Genomic DNA, 18614 nt, shown 5'->3' with positions numbered 1-18614 from the left:
TACGGGCCCGGAGATACGACTCCTCGAAGGTGACGCAGGTACGGGAAACCCGTCCGCGCACTGGAGGTACCCATGCCCGAAGACCCGACCACCCCGACCACCCCCTTCACCACCACCGTCCTTCGCGTCGCAGCCGTGGTGCTCGCGGTCGGCACGGGCGGCTGGTACGCGTTCGGCGACGGGGCGGAGCGCGGACGCTCCCTCGGCGAGGCGTCCGGGGCGTCCGAGGCGTCCGGGGGCGCGCAGATCGCGAAGTCCCTGCACCTGCCGTGGCCGCGGGATGGCCAGTCGAGTGTGGCGGTCGAGGGGATCGGCAGCCTCGGCACCCGGGGTGAGCAGCGGCCCGTACCGATCGCCAGCGTCACCAAGGTCATGACGGCCTACGTGATCCTGAAGGACCACCCGATACGGGCGGGCGCCCCCGGCGCGGCCATTGCCGCCGACGAGCGGGCGGCGAACGAGTCGTACTCCTCGGTGGAGACGACCGCCCCCGTGCTCGCCGGGCGGACGTACACCCAACGCAGGCTGCTGGAGCTGATGATGGTGCCGTCGGGCAACAACATCGCCCGGCTCCTGGCCCGTTGGGACGCCGGCAACGAGAAGGCGTTCGTGGCGAAGATGAACAAGGCCGCGGCCGGACTCGGCATGGACCGCACCACGTACACCGGGGTGAGCGGTATGGAGGCCAGCACGAAGAGCACGGCGGCCGACCAGCTGACCCTTGCCCGGGCCGCGATGAAGGACCCGGTGTTCCGCGAGATCGTGGCCACCGAGTCCGTCACCTCCCCGGGCACCGGTACGACCTTGCACAACACCAACAGACTGCTCGGGCACGACGGGGTGATCGGCCTGAAGACCGGCTCGTCCACCCCCGCGGGCGGCAACCTCGTCTGGGCCACCACCCAGAAGGTCTCCGGCACCAGCCGCCTGATCCTCGGCGTGGTCCTGCACCAGCGCGCGGGCACCACCCCTGCGGAGGGCAGCGCCGCCGCCCACGAGGCGAGCCGCGCCCTGATCACAGCGATCCGCGCGGACCTCCCGGCGGCGGCGGAGCGGACGCCCGGCCGCGCTCTCAGCGCAGGGACTTGAGCATCTCCGCGGAGAACGGAGTGATGTCCCCGGTGCGCCCGCGCAGGGTCTTCGCCGCCCACTCCGGGTCGGCGATCAGCGCACGCCCCACGGCGACCATGTCGAACTCGTCGCGCTCCATCCGCTCCAGCAGCTGGTCGATGCCGGTGACGGCGGATCCGTTGCCCTTGAAGGCGCTGAAGAAGTCCCCGTCCAGGCCGACCGAACCGACGGTGAGGGTCGGCAGGCCGCTGATCTTCTTCACCCAGCCGGCCAGGTTCAGGTCGGAGCCCTCGAACTCGGGCAGCCAGTAGCGGCGGGTGGACGCGTGGAAGACGTCGACACCGGCCTCGGCCAACGGCGTGAGCAGGGAGTCCAGTTCCTCGGGGCTGTGGGCGAGCTTCGCCTCGTAGGCGTCCGCCTTCCACTGGGACATCCGGAAGATGATGGGGAAGGCGTCGGACACGGCCGCGCGGCACGCGGCCACGACCTCGGCCGCGAAGCGGGTCCGGGCGACGAGGTCGCCGCCGTAGGCGTCGGTACGCCGGTTGGTGCCTGACCACAGGAACTGGTCGATCAAGTACCCGTGGGCGCCGTGCAGTTCGATGCCGTCGAAGCCGATGCGCTCGGCGGCGGCCGCCGCGTCGGCGAAGGCGGCGACGACGTCGTCGAGATCCCGCTGCGACATGGCGCGCCCCTTGGGCTCGCCGTTCAGGGCCACCCCGGAGGGCCCGACCGGATCGGCGCCCGGCACCGGCCCGGCGCCCTCGTCGCGGGTGACGCCCACGTGCCACAGCTGCGGGACGATCGCCCCGCCCGCGCGGTGCACGGAGTCCACGACGTTCGCCCAGCCCGCGAGCGGCTCCTCGCCGTGGAAGCGCGGGACCCGGTCGCTGGACCCGGCGGAGTCGTGGCCGACGTAGGTGCCCTCGGTGATGATCAGTCCGACGCCTCCGGCGGCCCGCCGGGTGTAGTAGTCGGCCACGTCCCGCCCCGGGACGCCGTCCGGGGCGAACTGCCGGGTCATGGGCGCCATGGCGATGCGGTTGCGCGCGGTGAGGCCACGGACGGAGAACGGGCGGGAGAGGACGGCGGCGGCGCGGGCGGCGCTCCTGTCGGCAGCGGCAGCATCAGCATCGTCGGCCAGGCCTGCGGCGTCACCGACGCCTGCCGTCCCAGCCGCATCGGTCACGTAGGTAGTCACGTCGTCAGCCATGTCGGTGTCCTGTTCGTAGCCGGGATCTCCACCCGCCCCAACACGTCCCCGCAGCACAGGCATCCCCGGACCGGCCGGATGTGGCCAAGGTCTCGGCGCGGGCCCTTACGCCCTACGGACTCTCCGCACGCCAGACCGTCATGTCACCGGTGACGAAGCTGTGCCCGCTCCCGGGCAGCGCGGTCGACTTCACCTGGATCACGAACAGCGCGATGTCCCCCGAGGGGTGCCGGACGCAGATCTCGCTGCCCGAAGCCGCGGCGGCCAGGGGGAGGCGGCGGCTGTCGGCGCCGCGGAGGGACGCACGGCACTCTTCGAGGGAGGCCCCCGGTTTGCCGTACCGCAGGGCGACCACGCTGGTGTCGCTCTCCAGCGCGCAACCGGTCTGCTGACAGACGAAGCGGAGGTCCCCCTCGCGGTCCTCGCGGTCGACCGGCGCCTGGAGGGCGAGCGAGTTCTTCTCGGTCAGCATCTGGAGGGGGTAGGGGACGGCTTGCCATGCCGTGGGTCCGGCCGGGGAGGCGTTCGAAGCGTCCGGCGTGGGGTCACCACCCCTCGACTCCGACTCCGCTCCCGACTTCGACCCCGACGGGTCCCCGGGTGCTGACGGCCCGCCCGAGGCGGTCGCACCCCGGTCGCGGAACCCGTTCGTCGCGTCGAGGACGGTCCAGGTCAGCCCGGTCAGCAGGGCCGCGGACGTCACGGCGGCCGCGCCGATCAGCGCGGTACGCCACCTGCGCGCCCGTGTCCGTTCCGGTGTCTGCCGCCCGTCCGGCCCGTCGGGCTGCGGCGGCCGATCGGCCAACAGCAGCGTATGCACCGGGGTGAGGTCGGCGACCGGAGGTGGAATTGTCACCTCCGTACCTCTGACCTCCCGCCACACGGCAGGCCCCGCCCCCGCCTCGGCGTCCGCGCCCAGCAGCTTCCGGCACTGCTCCACGACCTCCGCCGGGGTGGCCCGCTCCTCGGGGTCGGCGGCCAGGCACCGGGCGATCAACGGGCGGATCTCGTCGGGAAGAGGTGACAGGTCGGGCCGGGAGTGCACGATCTGGTAGAGCACGCCGACCGAGGAGCCGCCTCGGTACAGCGGTCTGCCCAACGCAGCGAACGCCGCCGTCTGGCCCAGCGAGAAGACATCGGTCGCCGCTGTGATCTCACCCGAGGACGCCTGCTCGGGAGCCATGTAGGAGGGCGTGCCGACGGTGGCGCCGGTGGCCGTCAGCGCGGTCACGCCGGAGGTCAGTGAGATGCCGAAGTCGATCACGCGCGGCCCGTCGGCGGCCAGCAGTACGTTGGACGGCTTCAGGTCCCGGTGCACGATCCCCGCACCGTGGATCGCCTGCAACGCCTCGGCCACCCCGGCCATCAGCCACAGCACCGCGGGTACCGGCAGCGGTCCGCGCCGCGCGACGGCGGCGTCCAGGGCGGGCCCGGGAACGTACAGCGTCGCCAGCCAGGGCGGTGTGCCGTCCGCCTCGGCGTCGATCAACTCCGCTGTGTACGCGCCCCGGACCCGCCGGGCCGCCTCCACCTCCCGGCGGAACCGCTGCCGGAAGGCCGGGTCGTCGGCCAGCTCCGGCCGCACCACCTTGATGGCCACGGGCCGGCCGCCCCGCGTGTAGGACAGGTAGACCCGGCCCATACCGCCCGCGCCGAGCCGGGCGGCGAGACGGTAACCGGCCACCGAGGGCGGATCGTCCGCCTGTAGCGGCTTGAACACCTCAGTCGCCTGATCCATCGCCCCGTACCCCCCGGTGTTCCGGTCCCCTGGTCCCCAGGTCAACCGCTGGTTGACCTGGGGACCAGCCTAAGCGGCCGGTGGCGGCAGCGTCCGCGCGCGGGTACTCAACTGGCGGTGCCGCAGCCCGTGCTCGCCTCGCCCGCCGTGCCCGCCTCAGCCTCCTTGATCTGCTTCACGACCGGCGCGAGCGACTGGAGAACGGCAGGGGTGCCGGCGTCCTTACCGGCGAACCGGACCTGGACGGTCGTATCGCGGCCCCAGGTGGCGAACATCTCGGCCGTACCGTCGTCGGCGGGCTTCTGGCCGACCCAGTCGACCCCGCCCACGGTGCGGCAGTCACCGGCGGCAGCGGGCTCGGGCATCCCGCAGTACAGGATGATGTCGCCGTCTCCCCAGGCGGCTGCGCCGTCGACGCCCGGCTTCTCCAGACGGTGTCCGCCCAGTTCCTCGGGGAGCCTGTCGGTGAGCGCGGTGCAGGCCGGACTGCCCGAGAAAGGCGGCTTGACGAGGTTGTAGCCCCGATCTCCGCCGCCCAGCCCGCACCCGGCGAGAAGGGCCGTGCAGGCGGTCAACGCTGCGGTGACGCACAGCGTCCCGCGAAGGAGCTTGGTCAACTCGGTCCCCCGTGTGGGTTGCTTATCGGTCAATACGAGAACGTATCGCGCGGACGCGCACCGACCGCGAACCGGTGGCCTCGACGGGCTGTGAGCTGCGCTACGCGGGTGTCCGCGGCGATCGTCGGTCGCCCACCTGATGCCGGGTGCGACGCGCCTCCCGTGCCTGCCTGGTGTCATCCTTGATGCCTCGGACTTCGGAGGGACTCGTCACCTGACGGCGGTGGCCCGACCCGATCCAACTCCGGAGTGGGACGTACCGTTCCGGACCCACTCCGCCCTTCCCCCGGAACGACTGCTACCGCAGTGCGCTCTTCTCCTGCCACTCCGCCCACGAGAGGTTCCACGCGCCGAAGCCGTTCCCGGGCTCGACCGCGCCCTTGGTGTCCTTGCCGGTGATCTCGAACGGGTCGCCCGGCCGCACCTGTCCGTAGAACCAGGCCGCGTCCGCGTCGCTCATCCCGATGCACCCGGAGCTCTGGTTGGAGTTGCCGAACCAGCGGGCGTTCCACGGGGCGGCGTGCGCGTACATGCCCGACCAGGTCAGCCGCATCGAGTGGTCGACCATCTTGTCGTAGGCGTTGCCGAGGCCCACCGTCTCGGAGTTCATGTTGATCGTGCCCTCCTTGGCCATGAGCACGGCGGTTCCGCGCCAGGACCGCTTGTCACCGCCGGGCGTACCACCGGAGACCGGTATGTTCCGAATCGTCCGGCCGTCGCGTATGAGTGTGAGCTGATGGCGGTCGAGGTCGACCTTGACGATCTGCTGGTCACCGACGGTGAAGGTGGTCGAGTAGTCGCGGACGAACCAGCCGCCGTCCGGGCCCGATTCGGTGCCGTTCAGGTCGGCGTCGAGTGTGACCTCGGTGCCGGGCTTCCAGTACTCCTTCGGCCGCCAGTCCACCCGGTCCCGGCCCGACCAGTCGCGTATCCAGCCCCAGGAGCCCTCGGTGTTGTTCGAGGTGGTGATCCTGAGCTGCTTCTCGACCTCGGCCCGGTTCCTGACCGGATGGTCGAAGACCAGGGAGACCGGCTGGGCGACGCCGACGGTGGTGCCGGTGCCCGGTCGCCAGTCGACCTTGTTGACCTTGTCCGCCGGGGCGGTGGTGAAGCCGGCCCTGGTGCTCCTGGCGATTCCGCCGGCGCTCCGGGTCGCCGTCGTCACCGTGTACGCCGCGCCGGGTACGGCCTTGCGGTCGGAGACCCACGACCGGCCGTCGGCGGCGACCTCGCCGGCGAGCCGGTGGCCCTCGGCGTCGGTGACGGTCACCGAGGTGAGTCTGCCTCCCACGGCCGTGACCCGGACGGGCTCGCCGGCCGGAACCTTCTGTCCCGCGGGCGTGACGGTGACCGTGACAGGCCGGTCGTCGGCCTTCGGTGTCCCCTTGGAGTCCGCCGTGGTGCTGGGGGAGGCGCTCGCCGAGCAGGCGGCGAGCGGTACCAGCAGGGCGGCCACGACGGCGGACCGGGCGCGGGCGTGGGTGAGTGCGCGTGTACGGAACAACAGGACCTCCGGGAGCACGGGAAACGAGAGGGCGGGAGCACGGAGAGCACGGGAGCGCGAGAGCCGTGCGGGTCGGCGATGTCGTGACTGTAGAGCCGGAAACCCCGAGGTCAGCTGCCATGGAGCGATGTGACGGCGACTGGTGAGGAACGGTCATGGTCCGGTCACATTCGCCGCGCGGAGCGGTCATGGACGGCTGTGAGCATCCTCTGCATCCCCGCGACAGGCCAGGGGAGTTGCCCGGGATCAGTCCGGGGAGTTGCCCCGGAACAGCCCGGGAGAAGGAGAGGCTCACACCGTGTCAGCGCTGCTCGTGCCGTCGTCGTCCAGCCCCGTCCGCCGAGCACGGAACCGGGGGGAGGGCGTGGCCCTGCGAACCATCACCGCGGAGACCTACCGCACCTTCCTCGCGTCCCCGCGCGGCGCGGCCCTCGGTGCCGGCTTCTTGCAGTGCCCCTCCTGGGCCGAGGTCAAGGAGGGCTGGCGCGCCCAGCTGCTCGGCTGGGGGCCGGACCCGGACGGGGGCGAGCTGACGGGCGTGGCCCTGGTGCTGCTGCGGCAGTTCCCCGGCACCCGCAAGCACTTCGCGTACCTTCCCGAAGGGCCCGTCGCCGACTGGGGCGACCCCGGCATCGACGGCTGGCTCGATCCGCTCCTGGAGCATCTGCGCCGTGCGGGCGCCTTCGCCGTACGCATCGGCCCGTCGCCCGCCTACCGGCGCTGGGACGCCGCCCTGCTCAAGCCGCTCACCGGCCCGGGCCGACGACTGGATGACGTCCTCGCCAGCGAGGTCGACCCGCTCGGCACCGCCGTCGCCGAGCGGCTGCGGGCCCGGGGCTGGCAGCGCTGCGGCGGTGGCGGGGCCGGGGAGGAGGGGGGCGGGGACGCCCAGCCCCGGCACGTCTTCCAGGTGCCGCTCGCCGGGCGGACGGCGGATGACCTGTGGTCCGGGCTCAACCAGGAGTGGCGGCGCAATGTGCGCCGGGCCCGGAAGGAGGGCGTGGAGGTGGTGGTGGGCAGTGCGGCGGAACTCCCCGAGTTCTGCCGGCTGCTCGACATCACCGAGCGACGCGACGGCTTCCGCCTCGGCCGCTCGCTCGCCTACTACGAGCGTCAGTACGCGGCGCTCAACGCCGAGGAACCGGGCCGGATGAAGCTGTACCTGGCCCGTCACCGAGGAGAGATCCTGGCCGCCCACACGATGATCACCGTAGGCCGCCGGGTCTGGTACCAGACCGGTGCGTCGGCCGACCACCGTCGGGAGGTCCGGCCCTCCAACGCTCTTCAGTGGCGGATGCTGCTGGACGCCCACGCTCTCGGGGCCGACGTCTACGACATGCGCGGGGTACCCTCCACTCTTGATCCGGCGGAGCGTGCGTTCGGATTGTCACGGTGGAAGCTCGGCACCGGGGGGCAGGTCGTCGAGACGTTGGGGGAATGGGAGAGACCATTGGGCGGCAGCGCCAACAACGCGCTTCACCACGCCTTCCAGGCGTACCTGAAGCGCCGATGAAGCAGACGATGCCAACCAGCACGAAGAGCACCAACAGTACGAAAGCGGCAGACGCAGCAGCGGAAGCGACGACCGCGGCGACGAAGACGGAGTCCTCCGCCGCACGCGGCAGCGCCGTCATGGCCGCCGGATCCGTCGTCGCCCGGGCCACCGGTTTCGCCCGCTCCGCCGTGGTCGCGGCAGCGCTGGGGACCATCGGGCCGACCGCCGACGCCTACGCGGTCGGCAACGCCCTGCCCACCATCGTCTACATGCTGCTCCTGGGCGGCGCGCTGAACGCCGTCTTCGTGCCCGAGCTGGTCAAGGCCGCCAAGCAGCACGCCGACGGGGGCGCCGCGTACACCGACCGGCTCATCACCGTCTGCGTCCTCGCCCTGCTGGCCCTCACCGCGACCGCGGTATGGGCGGCCCCCGCGATCATCGACGCGTACACCGGCTACACCGGCCAACAGGCCGCCATGACGACCGCGCTCGCCCGCTACTGCCTGCCCCAGATCTTCTTCCTCGGACTGTTCACGCTGCTCGGACAGGTCCTGAACGCACGCGGCCGCTTCGGCGCGATGATGTGGGCGCCGGTGCTGAACAACATCGTCGTCATGACCGTCTTCGGGCTGTACCTGGCCCTGGCCATGGGGGGCGGGGACACGCTCACCGCGACCGAGACCGCCGTGCTCGGCTGGGGTACGACGGCCGGTATCGCCGTCCAGGCACTCGCCCTCGTCCCCGCTCTGCGCGCGGCCCGCTTCCGCTGGCGGCCCCGCTTCGACTGGCGTGGCAGCGGACTGACCCGCCCCCTGCGGTCGGCCGGCTGGCTGGTGCTGCTGGTCCTGGCCAACCAGGCCGCGTACTGGGTCACCACCCGGCTGGCCACGGCCGCGGGGAGCGAGGGCGCCCCCGGCTTCGGCGCGTACAACAACGCGTACGTCCTGTGGGTCGTCCCGCACGGCATCGTCACCGTCTCCGTGGTGACCGCCCTGATGCCCCGGATGAGCGCGGCCGCCGCCGACGGGGACACCGCCGCCGTACGGCGCGACGTCTCCCACGCCCTGCGGGTCTGCGCCTCCGCCGTCGTACCCGCCGCCTGCGCGCTGCTCGCCCTCGCCCACCCGGTGATGGCCCTCGTCTACGGGTACGGCAGGACCAGCGCCCACGACACGGCCGCGATGGCGGGAATCCTGATGGCCTTCGCGCCGGGGCTCATCGCCCTGTCGGGCCAGTACGTGCTGTCCCGCGCCTTCTACGCGCTCTCCGACACCCGTACGCCGTTCCTGCTCAACCTCGTGATCGTGGTGCTCAACGCGGGACTGTCCGTGGCCGCCGCCCACCTGCTGCCCGCTCGCTGGGCGGTTACGGGGATGGCGGCGGCGTACTCCCTGGCGCTGTGCGCGGGCTGGGCGGTGACCGCCCGGGTCCTGAGCCGCAGGCTCACTGCCGCGGCCCCGCCGGGACCGTCGGCCGTTCCACGTCCGCCGGGGCCGCCCGCCGCCGCACGCCCGCGGCTTCTGCGTTCCGCCGCCGTCGGCGCCCACGCGCGGCTGCTGCTCGCCGCCGTCCCCGCCACCGTGCTGGGCCACTTCGCGGCCCTGGGCGCGGCGCGGGCGGGAGCCCTGGCCGCCGCGGCCGCCGGTGCGGCCGCCGTCGCCCTCACCTTCGCCCTGCTCGCCCGTCCGCTGCGACTCGCCGAACTGGACGCGCTGCTCCGGCGCGTACGCCGACGACGCAGCCGGACCCGGGCCTGACCACCGCCGAGGGAGAACTGCCGATGCCCCGTGTGCTCCTCATCGAGGACGACCCTTCCGTACGCGAGGGGGTCGAACTCGGTCTGCGCCGCCGCGGCCACGACGTGCGGGCGGTCGCGACCGGCGAGGCCGGTCTCGCCGCACTGGCCGAGTTCCGCCCCGATCTTCTGCTGCTGGACCTGATGCTGCCCGGTATGAACGGTGTACAGGTCTGCCGGCGGCTCCGCGAGTACAGCCAGCTGCCGATCATCATGCTCACCGCGCGCGGTGACGACTTCGACGTGGTCATCGGGCTGGAGGCCGGTGCCGACGACTACATCGTCAAGCCCGCCCGTACCGAGGTGATCGAGGCCCGCATCCGTGCCGTACTGCGCCGCATGGACGACGGCGGACCGGACCGCCAGGCCATCGAGGTGTACGGCGAACTCACCATCGACCGGGTCGGACTGACGGTCACCAAAGCAGGCCGCCCGCTCACCCTCGCCCCGTCGGAGCTCAGGCTCCTGATGCACCTGTCCGCCGCCCCGGAGCAGGTGTTCAGCAGGCAGCAACTGCTGGAGAACGTCTGGGAGCACAACTACCACGCCGACGCCCGCCTGGTCGACGCGTGCGTCGCACGCCTGCGCGGCAAGATCGAGGACGAGGTCGGCACCCCGCGCTACGTCCAGACGCTGCGGGGCTTCGGCTACCGCTTCGGCCCGCTGTGAACAACACCGCTGGGCCGGGCGACGGCAGGGAACGCGGCGAGCGGCGGCCCCGGGTGCGGGCGTTCGGCCTGCGTACCCGACTGCTGGCCGCCTTCCTCCTGGTCGCCGCGGTCAGCGCCGGGACGACGGCCACGCTGACCTACCGCGAGGCCCGCAACGCGCTGTTGCAGACCGCCCAGGACACGGCGGTCTCGACGTTCCGCGAGCACGTCCAGCAGACGGGATTCGGGCTGCCCGTACAGGGGGAGGGCGTCGAGGAGGTCTTGCAGGACCTCGCCCGCAGGGGCAAGCCGCGCCCGTGGGTGGTGTTCGCCGAGTACGGCTCGGTCCGCGTGTCCTCGGGCGAGAACCCCGTCTCCACCGTGATCACCCCCGAACTGCGCCGGGCCGCGCTGGACAACCCGTACGGCAGCTTCCAGCGGGTCGTGAAGGACGGCGTCCCCTACCTGACCATCGCTATGCCCACGGTCTTCAAGACCGGCCCGTACAGCGTGCTGCCCAGCGGACTCGTCCTGTACGCCGTCATGCGGCTGACCGACGAGCAGCTCAACGTCGACGCCCTCCTCGTAGCGGCCCGGGACGGAGCTCTGCCCGGCCTCGCCGTCGCGCTGATACCCGGCCTGATCGCCGCGCGCAGTGTGCTGCGCCCGGTACGGGAGCTGAGCCAGGCGGCCAGGAGCATGGGCAGCGGCAAGCTCGACACGCGGATTCCGGTGCGTGGGAGTGACGAACTGGCGGACATGGCACGCACCTTCAACAAGTCTGCGGGCCAACTGGAGGATTCTGTACACGAGTTGCGCGAGGCCGAAGCGCGAGCCCGACGGTTCGCCTCCGACGTCTCGCACGAACTGCGCACGCCTCTCGCCGGAATGCTCGCCGTCACCGAGGTGCTCGACGAGGGCGCGGACCACCTCGACGCCGACACCGCCCGGGCGGTCCGGCTGGTCAGCGCGGAGACCGGAAAGCTCGCCGTGCTCGTCGAGGACCTGATGGAGATCTCCCGCTTTGACGCCCGCGCGGCCGAGCTGAACGCCGACGAGGTCGACGTCGCCGAGGCCATCCGCAAGACCCTCCAGACCCGGCACTGGGACGACGACGACCGGGTCCGCACCGAACTTCCCGCCGGCATCCGGGCCCGGCTCGACCCGCGCCGCTTCGACATCGTGATCGCCAACCTGGTCGGCAACGCCCTGCGGCACGGCGGCGCGCCGGTCACCGTACGCCTGCACACCGGGGAACGCCCCTCGGGAACGCCCGTGCTGATCGCCGAGGTGGCGGACCGGGGCCCCGGTATCCGCCCCGAATCGTTCCCGTACATCTTCGACCGCTTCTACAAGGCCGACGCGGCCCGTACCCGCTCGGCGGGCAGCGGCCTGGGGCTGGCGATCACCCAGGAGAACGTACGGCTGCACGGGGGAACGATCCGCGCGGGGAACGCCCCCGGCGGCGGCGCCGTCTTCACCGTCGAGATCCCGCTGCACGCGGAGACCGCGCTCCGAGCCGAGGAGAGGGCCGAATGAGCGGCGCACGGCCGTTTCGACGCATGCGTCCCCGACGCACGGCCGCCGTTGCCGTCGCGGTAGCGGTGCCGCTGCTGCTGGGCGGGTGCGGCATCCAGGGGACCGGCGTCGTCGAGGCGGGCGGCCCCGCGACGGTCGAGGCGTTCTTCATCCGCGAAACCGAGATGCTGCTCTTCTTCCGCGCCCCCCACGGAGGGGTGAACCCCGTGATCCGGACGACGGGGCCCGCGAGGGGCTTCGGCGGCGAGTACTTCGAGGCGGGCACCGACGCCCCGGGCTCCGAGGACGAACCCGGCCCGGTACCGACGGAGAAGGTCGTCCGGACCCTCCTCGCCGGACCGGCGAAGAAGGACCGGGCCGCGGGCCTGACGACGTCCCTGCCCACCCTCCGCCCCGGCGCGAAGGTCCGAGTGGAGCCCTCGTCGGACGGCAGGATCACCATCCGCCTCCCCTTCCCCCTGAAACCCCTGGACGCCACCGCTGTACGCCAGCTGACCTGCACGATCGCCTACAGCCAGGCCGCCGACGGCCGGATCGTCGTGGAGCTGAAGGGCCAGGACGGGGCGTCGAGCTCCACCACCTGCGACCGCACCCCGGGAAGCACGGGAAGCACGGCAGGCACGGGAAGCGCGCCCACGGTTTCCCCGTGACGTGAGCCCGTGAGGCCGTGAGCCCGTGAGGCCTGTGAGGCCTGTGAGACCCCTGCGACCGGTCCGGTTCCGGCACTGCTGGCCAGGACATGAAATCTTCATGCCCGGGTCGTGACGGCCTGGCTTTCGGCGCCGGGGCGGGCAGCCGGATACTCGACAGGATTCATTCCTGAGGAAGGGAGCTCGCCGTGTCGATCACGGCCGGGCAGCGCACCGTCCATCTGTGGGCGCTGCGCGAAGACGTCGTACTCGAACCCGGCGAGCACACCGACCAGCTGGTACTGACCGGGCCGTGGGGCACGGAACGGATCGAGAGTCCCGGCCCGGTCGAGCGTGAGGCACTGCGCCGAATGGAGCTGGGCCCGGTCCTGCTGGCCAACCTGGAAGCGGGGACCGAGCGGACGGAGAGCCGGGTCGGCACCTATCTGGTGCTGCTGCCGTTGCTGACCCGGCTGTCCCATCTTCTCGTGCGCACCCTGGGCCTCGACGACCTCGGGGGCCCGCTGCTGTCGGTGTCGCCGGTTTCCCGCGCGGCCCCCCTCGCCCTGATGCGGCTGTCGGCCGGGCGCCCGGTGCGGCTGCCGGCCGGCGTGTCGCTCTCGTTGTGCGCGAAGGGGTTCGCGCTTGAGTCCTCGGAGTCCGCGTACCGGGTGGTGCTGCACCGCCCCGAGGCGGTGTGGGTGGTCGCGATGCTGGCGTGGCCGATCAGCCCGGCCGACGCGTCGGCGGCGCTTCCGCTGCCTGACGCGGTGACGAAGAGCATCCTCGACTATCTGGCCGCAGCGGGCATGGCGTCGCCGGTGGAAGTCCCCTGACCGGAAGTCCCCCGACTGTGCGTCCCTGACGCGGAAGCACTCTTCAGAGCAGCCAGCCCGAGTCCCTGGCGATCCGGATTGCGTCGACCCGGTTGCGGGCGTTCAGCTTGGACACGACCGTCGTCAGATAGTTCCGTACGGTGCCGGGTGACAGATGCAGCAGCCTGGCGATCTCACCCGCCTCCGAGCCCTCCGCGGCCATCCGCAGCACCTCGGTCTCCCGCTCGGTGAGCGGGGTCTCGACGCCGCCCCAGGCGGCGATGGCCAGCTGCGGGTCGATGACCCGGTGCCCGGCCGCCACCTGGCGTACCGCGTGGGCGAGTTCCCCGGGCGGGGCGTCCTTGAGCAGGTATCCGTTCACCTGTGCCGTCAGCGCCCGGCGCAGGGTGCCCGGGCGGCCGAGACTGGTGAGGATCAGGGTGCGGCACTGCGGCAGCTTCTCGCGCAGCTGGGCGGCGGCGCTCAGGCCGTCGAGGCCCGGCAGGTCGATGTCGATGATGGCGATGTCGGGACGGTGCTCCAGGGCGGCGTCCACGATCTGGTCGCCTCGCGCCAGTTCGCTGACGACTTCGAGGTCGTCCTCCAGATTCAGCAGCGCCACCAGTGCGCCCCGAACCATGTTCATGTCCTCGGCGAGCAGTAGGCGTATCGCCACTGACCGAGCCCCCCTATCTGTTTCCGGCTCAGGCAGCCGGCTTCTGTGAGGACACCACGTCGTCCTCCGTGTCGGGCGGATGTCTCGATGGGGCCGCCGGCGCTTCGGCCAGCAGCAGGAACGATCCGTCGGGCCCGCGGGTCGTGGTCAGTTCACCCGAGACGACGTTCAGCCGCATCATCAGGTTTCCCAGACCGCTGCCGCTGCCGATGTGTGTCGACGGGTCACGGTAGGTGGGGTCGGCGCCGTCGTTGGCCACGGACAGCCTCACCCGGCCGTCCTCCCGTACGGCCGATATCTCGCAGCGGCTGGCCTTCGAGTGCCGCAGGAGATTGGTGACCGCCTCGCGCAGGACCGCCGCGAGCACGGTGTCGACCTGCTGGCTCATCTCCCCCAGCCGTATGTCGGCCCGCACCTCCAGTCCGGCGGCGTCGAGCAGGGACTGGGCCGAGGCGAGTTCGTCCGCCAGCGACATGCTGAGCAGCCCGCTGGCGACCATCCGGACGTCGGCGAGCGACTGCCGCGAGATGGCGAGCACGTCGTGGACCTCCTCCATGGCACGCTGCGGATGAGTGGGTACGAGACGGTGGATCAGCTCGCTCTTGAGCGTGATCGCCGAGAGGCTGTAGCCGAGCAGGTCGTGCAGGTCCCGTGCGAAGCGGAGGCGTTCCTTGGTGACGGCCATGCGCGTGAGCTGGTCACGGGTCTCGTGCAGCACGCTGACCAGGTCGGCCAGCCGGGACAGTCCGTAGACGACTAGGCCGGTGAGCAGCGTGGACTGGCACAGATAGACGCTGTCGAGCGCCGACCTGCCGTCGAGGGCGGGAGGCAGGAGCATGGACAGCCCCACCGCCCCGAACATCACCCAGGCCACCCTGGACGGCAGGAGCAGCAGAAGCGATCCGGCCAGGAACCCCGCCATGGCGCCCCATTCGGCGCGGAACACGACGATGGGGAGGTAGGTGAGCAGTGCCTGGATGCCCAGGGTGGTGCAGCGTCGGTGCAGCGGTGCCCGGTTGGCTCCGGCCTGTGAGTGGCGCAGCTGGATGAGGAAGATCGCGGCCAGGCTCAGCAGGCCCACGGCGAGTGTGGGCCCGCTGAGCTCCGCCGCGAGGATGTTGAGCGTGGTGATGGCCAGATAGCTCAGGAGGGCGGCGGTGAGAATGACACGGGCCAGTCGGGGCGCCGGGATGTCACGGCCGGCGATGGGCGCCGATCGCCTCTGCTCCTCGTCCTTGTCCATGTCCTGCAACTTTAGTGCTGACGCGGGCAGTTGGGGGGATCGCTCGGGGGGTGGCATCGTCTTCGCGGCCTCTTCTGTCGCACCGTTCGCGCACCTTCGCGGATCATAGGCGATGGACGTGTGAGGCGCGTGGAGATTGGCCGATTATACGAACAGAGGTATGGGGTTCAGGAGTTCGTAGCTGGTCGGCGTCGAGCTCCGGCCTAGTGCGACCGGCACGTCGAACAACCGGCCCGGAGCGAAGCGGGACCAGAAGTGCCGCATCCCCGGCACGATCACTTTCACCACCGGCAGCCCCAGGTCCGGCCTGCTCTGGTCCAGCACCAGCAGGTCCATACCCCGCTCCCGTACCAGCTCGGTGATGGCGGTGACGTCGTCGAGCAGATCGCCGCGCGGCGTGTACGCCCAGTCCGCGGGCGTGCGGGCGGGGGCCGTCGGGTCGGGCGTCAGCCAGGGCTGGTTGGCGAGGGTGGCCCGCAGCCACCAGTTGAGCGGGTCCGGGTCCTGGACGCGGTATCCGGTGCCGTCCGGCTTCGCGTCGCACACCGCGGGAAGCAGCTGTCCCATCTCGGTCAGCGCCCGGCGCAGGGCGACACGCGGGTCGAAGTGGGCGCCGAAGCCGAAGATCACGTCCTGGGCAGGCTTGTCGGTGCGCCGGGACAGGGCGGCCATCACCGGAATGCCGAAGTCCGATGTGAGGTCGAGAACCCACACCTCGCGGTGCACCTGCCGGTAGCCGTCACGCAGCCGTTCGACGTACGGCTCGTCAACCGCGTCCAGATCGACCGCCGGCTGCCGGGTGCGGTTGTACCACCACAGCGCGACCGCGTCCCGTTCGACCAGTTCGAGGAAGCCCTGCACCACCGCGTCCTCGGGACTGCTCCCGGCCGCGTTGCCGTTGGAGTCGGCCCACAGGCCGTCCGGTGCGCGGGCCTCGTTGAAGTACAGCATCGACGTGGGCAGCAGCCGCTGGGTCCTCCCGGTGAGCGACCACACGTGCGTCCACTCCGTGGGGTGGTTCTCGTCGAAGACGTCCGGTACGTACTGGAGCTTGGAGCCGCGGGCGTTCCAGCGGTCCCTCTCCCGCAGCTGCCGCTCGTCGTAGAGCTGGACGGCATTGGGGTGGACCGCCGTCGGCCCCAGTGCGCGGAAGGTGTCGCGTACGGCGGGTTCGTCGCCGTGGCGGGTCCCGCTGTAGCGCTCGACCGCCTCGCACAGCGCACTGGTGCGCGCCTCGGTCTCGGTGAGGCCCTTGCCGCCGCTGAGCGCGCGCAGTCCGGCGCGCAGCCCGGCCAGGGACTGCGGGCCCATCGCGAGATTGTGGCCGGAGAGGAAGGAGTTGACGAACGCGGGGCTGCGCGGGGCCCGGCGGATCTCCTTGATGATGCCGGTGACCGGGTCCACCAGATGGCCGTAGCGGTCGAGCACCTGCTCGGGGGTGAGTGCGCGGTGCCCGTTCAGGTCTCCCGCAGCCTTGGGCCGGGACGCCGGGGTGAAGGGCGCCTTCACACGGCGCTCGACCAGTTGCGGGTCGCCGCACACGGTGCACTGCGGCAGCCTCGCCACAGGGTGCGCGGTGGCGCGCAGCTGGAGGGTGTCCAGGGTGTGCACGGCACTCTGCGAGGGCCTGCGCACCCCGGCGAGCCACTTGGCGCTTTCCAGGACGGCCAGTTGGAGCGCGATGTTCTCGCAGGCCGCCAGCGCCGCGCGCGGTCGCTCCGGCGGCCCTTCGAGGCCGAGGTGCCGTTGGATCGGCTCCTCCGAACGCCGGTGGCCGCGCAGGCGGACCGCCAGGCAGGACCAGCACGGGCCGTCGCCGGGCCGGAACACGGGGCCGACCCAGGGGTCGGCGCCGCCGAGCCTGGCGAGCAGCCACGGCATGCCCGAAGCGTGGTGCAGGCTGTCGACCTCCCGCAGTTGCGGGGACAGGTAGTCGTCGCACAGGACGAGCGCGAAGTCCGCGGCGGCACCGGGCTCCGCGACGGTGATGCCCGAGTCGCGGCAGGCGGTGCGCAGCCGCTCGGGGTCGATGTCGGTCAGGGCGACGATCCGTACCCGCGCGCCGCTGAGGTCGGCGGCGGCCTGCCCGCCGTCCAGACCGGCGAGGTCCCAGTACGCCTCGCCGGCCGTGTCGTTCCTCCCGGGGGGCGGGCTGGTGGGCGGTTCGGGCCGCAGTCGCAGCAGCCCCGCCATGTCGAGTGCGGCGAGCGCGCTGCGGGCCTCGTCGGCACTGAGCGCCCAGGCGGCGTCCCGCACCACCGCGTCCGGACTGCGGCTGCCGTCCAGCAGCGGTACCAGCACCTCGGCGTGCGCTCCGTGGAGTGCCGTGATGCCGAGCGGCGAGATCAGATAGGCCGCCTCACCGGGGACGATGGTCGGCCGTAGATGACTCTTGAATCCCACCAGCGTGTTCTGCCCGAGCCCCCCGGCGGCGGTCATGCTGCGAGGAGCCCTGTGTCCGGGGTGGCGAGGACGCAGACGGTGAACAGGGCGGTGGTGTGCTCGCCGAGGCCGTCGAGGTCCTCGATCACCAGGCTGAGCCCGGGGTGGACGGCACCGGCCGAGTCGGCGGTCCACAGGTTGTCGGACGAGGTGATGTCGTTCATGGTGGTCGATCCCCGTTCTTGGTGTGCCTGTCGGGTTGCCCTTGCACACCTGATTCTGCGAAGCGGGGACCTGCGCAGAAAGTGCCGGGCTCACCATCGGGAGGTGAAGATTTCATGCGGCGTCCTGGGGCATTCAGCGTCCGCTTAAGCGCATGTACCGGGTCCCCGGCGCTCCCTAGGGTTCGCCCCATGAACGTACTGGAGCAGATCGCCGCCGGCGTGCGCGAGGACATGTCGATACGTCAGAAATCGGTGTCGCAGGCCGCGTTGGCGGACGTTGTCGCGGCCTTGCCGACGTCCGGCGCCCCGGGGCGGGACTGTGTGTCCCTGCTGCGCGGCACCGGGGGGCTGAACGTGATCGCCGAGGTCAAGCGCGCGAGTCCGGCGAAGGGGCCGCTGGCCGACATCCGGGACCCGGCCTCGCTGGCGGCCGAGTACGAGGCGGGCGGCGCGGCGGCGGTGAGCGTGCTGACCGAGCGGCGCCGGTTCCTGGGCAGCCTGGACGACCTGGACCTGGTGAGCGGCCGGTGCGGTATCCCCGTACTCCGCAAGGACTTCGTCCTCGACGCGTACCAGCTGTGGGAGGCGCGGGCGCACGGCGCGGATCTGGTGCTGCTGATCGTGGCCCTGCTCGAACAGCCGCAGCTTGCCGAACTGGTGGCGTCGGCAAAGGAGATCGGCCTCACCCCGCTCGTCGAGGTGCATGACGAGGTCGAGGCCGGGCGGGCCCTGGCGGCCGGTGCGCGGGTGATCGGCGTCAACTCCCGCGACCTGCGCACGCTGGAGGTGGACCGGACGGCCTTCGCGCGCATCGCCCCGGCCATCCCCGACACCGTCGTCCGGATAGCCGAGTCCGGGGTGCGGGGGCCGGGGGACGCGGCGCGCTTCGCCGCCCTCGGCGCGGACGCCGTGCTCGTCGGCGAGGCACTGGTCACCGGCGGGAACCCGCGGGAGGCGGTGGCTGCCCTGGTTGCCGCCGGCCGCCGGGGTGCGGGCGGGCCGGCGGCGCGATGAGCCCGGGGA

The 18614-nt window shown here is 71.9% G+C and carries 16 protein-coding genes; 8 read left to right on the top strand and 8 right to left on the bottom strand.

The features are described 5' to 3' along the window. Window positions 1-72: 72 nt before the first annotated feature. Entirely contained in the window at window positions 73-1089 is a 1017-nt protein-coding gene (locus RI138_RS15045) for a D-alanyl-D-alanine carboxypeptidase family protein (RefSeq protein ID WP_311120343.1), read from the top strand. Here the strand turns inward: RI138_RS15045 and RI138_RS15040 are convergent. From RI138_RS15040 to RI138_RS15025, 4 genes are all read right to left on the bottom strand, one after another. Beyond that, complete coding sequence (locus RI138_RS15040) at window positions 1073-2284, bottom strand: NADH:flavin oxidoreductase (protein ID WP_311120342.1); 1212 nt, start codon at window positions 2282-2284, stop codon at window positions 1073-1075. The two genes, RI138_RS15045 and RI138_RS15040, sit on opposite strands and share 17 nt — an antisense overlap. Before the next feature lie 112 nt (window positions 2285-2396). Beyond that, entirely contained in the window at window positions 2397-4022 is a 1626-nt protein-coding gene (locus tag RI138_RS15035; RefSeq protein ID WP_311120341.1) for a serine/threonine-protein kinase, read from the bottom strand. 107 nt (window positions 4023-4129) lie between these two features. Continuing rightward, window positions 4130-4639, bottom strand: coding sequence for a DUF3515 family protein (locus RI138_RS15030; protein WP_311120340.1), 510 nt, complete (start codon window positions 4637-4639; stop codon window positions 4130-4132). Window positions 4640-4937: 298 nt separating this feature from the next. Further along, on the bottom strand, window positions 4938-6143 hold the full coding sequence (locus RI138_RS15025) for a L,D-transpeptidase (protein ID WP_311120339.1): 1206 nt from the start codon (window positions 6141-6143) through the stop codon (window positions 4938-4940). Window positions 6144-6441: 298 nt separating this feature from the next. Here RI138_RS15025 and RI138_RS15020 point away from each other — a divergent pair, with 298 nt between their 5' ends. From RI138_RS15020 to RI138_RS14995, 6 genes are all read left to right on the top strand, one after another. Continuing rightward, complete coding sequence (locus tag RI138_RS15020; RefSeq protein ID WP_311120338.1) at window positions 6442-7656, top strand: lipid II:glycine glycyltransferase FemX; 1215 nt, start codon at window positions 6442-6444, stop codon at window positions 7654-7656. 8 nt (window positions 7657-7664) lie between these two features. Beyond that, window positions 7665-9395: a murein biosynthesis integral membrane protein MurJ gene (gene murJ, locus RI138_RS15015; RefSeq protein WP_311120337.1), complete on the top strand. Its 1731-nt coding sequence runs from the start codon at window positions 7665-7667 to the stop codon at window positions 9393-9395. 23 nt (window positions 9396-9418) lie between these two features. Next, on the top strand, window positions 9419-10102 hold the full coding sequence (locus RI138_RS15010) for a response regulator transcription factor (RefSeq protein ID WP_096630620.1): 684 nt from the start codon (window positions 9419-9421) through the stop codon (window positions 10100-10102). Then, window positions 10099-11622 (top strand): HAMP domain-containing sensor histidine kinase, encoded by a 1524-nt coding sequence (locus RI138_RS15005; protein ID WP_311120336.1) that lies wholly within the window; start codon window positions 10099-10101, stop codon window positions 11620-11622. Before RI138_RS15010 ends, RI138_RS15005 begins: the two co-directional genes overlap by 4 nt. Window positions 11623-11645: 23 nt before the next feature. Further along, on the top strand, window positions 11646-12272 hold the full coding sequence (locus RI138_RS15000; RefSeq protein ID WP_311120335.1) for a hypothetical protein: 627 nt from the start codon (window positions 11646-11648) through the stop codon (window positions 12270-12272). Between the two features lie 188 nt (window positions 12273-12460). Continuing rightward, window positions 12461-13087, top strand: coding sequence for an NADH oxidase (locus RI138_RS14995; RefSeq protein ID WP_311120334.1), 627 nt, complete (start codon window positions 12461-12463; stop codon window positions 13085-13087). 43 nt (window positions 13088-13130) lie between these two features. On the opposite strand, the gene RI138_RS14990 is transcribed toward RI138_RS14995, so the two are convergent. The 4 genes from RI138_RS14990 to RI138_RS14975 all read right to left on the bottom strand — a co-directional run bounded on the left by RI138_RS14990 (window position 13131) and on the right by RI138_RS14975 (window position 17591). After that, window positions 13131-13742, bottom strand: a complete 612-nt coding sequence (locus tag RI138_RS14990) for a response regulator transcription factor (RefSeq protein WP_311120333.1) — start codon at window positions 13740-13742, stop codon at window positions 13131-13133. Window positions 13743-13770: 28 nt separating this feature from the next. Then, a complete protein-coding gene (locus RI138_RS14985) occupies window positions 13771-14985 on the bottom strand; it encodes a sensor histidine kinase (protein ID WP_311120332.1) in 1215 nt (404 codons plus the stop codon). A gap of 144 nt (window positions 14986-15129) precedes the next feature. Beyond that, window positions 15130-17424, bottom strand: a complete 2295-nt coding sequence (locus RI138_RS14980; protein WP_311120331.1) for a TOMM precursor leader peptide-binding protein — start codon at window positions 17422-17424, stop codon at window positions 15130-15132. Then, window positions 17421-17591, bottom strand: a complete 171-nt coding sequence (locus RI138_RS14975) for a hypothetical protein (RefSeq protein ID WP_311120330.1) — start codon at window positions 17589-17591, stop codon at window positions 17421-17423. Before RI138_RS14975 ends, RI138_RS14980 begins: the two co-directional genes overlap by 4 nt. Window positions 17592-17780: 189 nt before the next feature. On the opposite strand from RI138_RS14975, the gene trpC reads away from it, so the two are divergent. Next, a complete protein-coding gene (gene trpC, locus RI138_RS14970; RefSeq protein ID WP_311120329.1) occupies window positions 17781-18605 on the top strand; it encodes an indole-3-glycerol phosphate synthase TrpC in 825 nt (274 codons plus the stop codon). The last annotated feature ends 9 nt before the right edge of the window (window positions 18606-18614 follow it).

Origin of the sequence: Streptomyces durocortorensis (assembly GCF_031760065.1) — a bacterium.
In the GTDB taxonomy this organism is placed as follows: Bacteria; Actinomycetota; Actinomycetes; order Streptomycetales; family Streptomycetaceae; genus Streptomyces.
Note: the sequence above shows the minus strand (reverse complement) of the source record. Positions and strands in the feature narration are given on the sequence as shown.

Bases quoted from the DNA above. Each gene is read 5' to 3' on its own strand.
- RI138_RS15045 (WP_311120343.1), top strand. From the start codon at position 73: ATGCCCGAAGACCCGACCACCCCGACCACCCCCTTCACCACCACCGTC.
- RI138_RS15040 (WP_311120342.1), bottom strand. From the start codon at position 2,284: ATGGCTGACGACGTGACTACCTACGTGACCGATGCGGCTGGGACGGCA.
- RI138_RS15035 (WP_311120341.1), bottom strand. From the start codon at position 4,022: ATGGATCAGGCGACTGAGGTGTTCAAGCCGCTACAGGCGGACGATCCG.
- murJ (WP_311120337.1), top strand. From the start codon at position 7,665: ATGCCAACCAGCACGAAGAGCACCAACAGTACGAAAGCGGCAGACGCA.
- RI138_RS15010 (WP_096630620.1), top strand. From the start codon at position 9,419: ATGCCCCGTGTGCTCCTCATCGAGGACGACCCTTCCGTACGCGAGGGG.
- RI138_RS15000 (WP_311120335.1), top strand. From the start codon at position 11,646: ATGCGTCCCCGACGCACGGCCGCCGTTGCCGTCGCGGTAGCGGTGCCG.
- RI138_RS14985 (WP_311120332.1), bottom strand. From the start codon at position 14,985: ATGGACAAGGACGAGGAGCAGAGGCGATCGGCGCCCATCGCCGGCCGT.
- RI138_RS14980 (WP_311120331.1), bottom strand. From the start codon at position 17,424: ATGACCGCCGCCGGGGGGCTCGGGCAGAACACGCTGGTGGGATTCAAG.
- RI138_RS14975 (WP_311120330.1), bottom strand. From the start codon at position 17,591: ATGAACGACATCACCTCGTCCGACAACCTGTGGACCGCCGACTCGGCC.
- trpC (WP_311120329.1), top strand. From the start codon at position 17,781: ATGAACGTACTGGAGCAGATCGCCGCCGGCGTGCGCGAGGACATGTCG.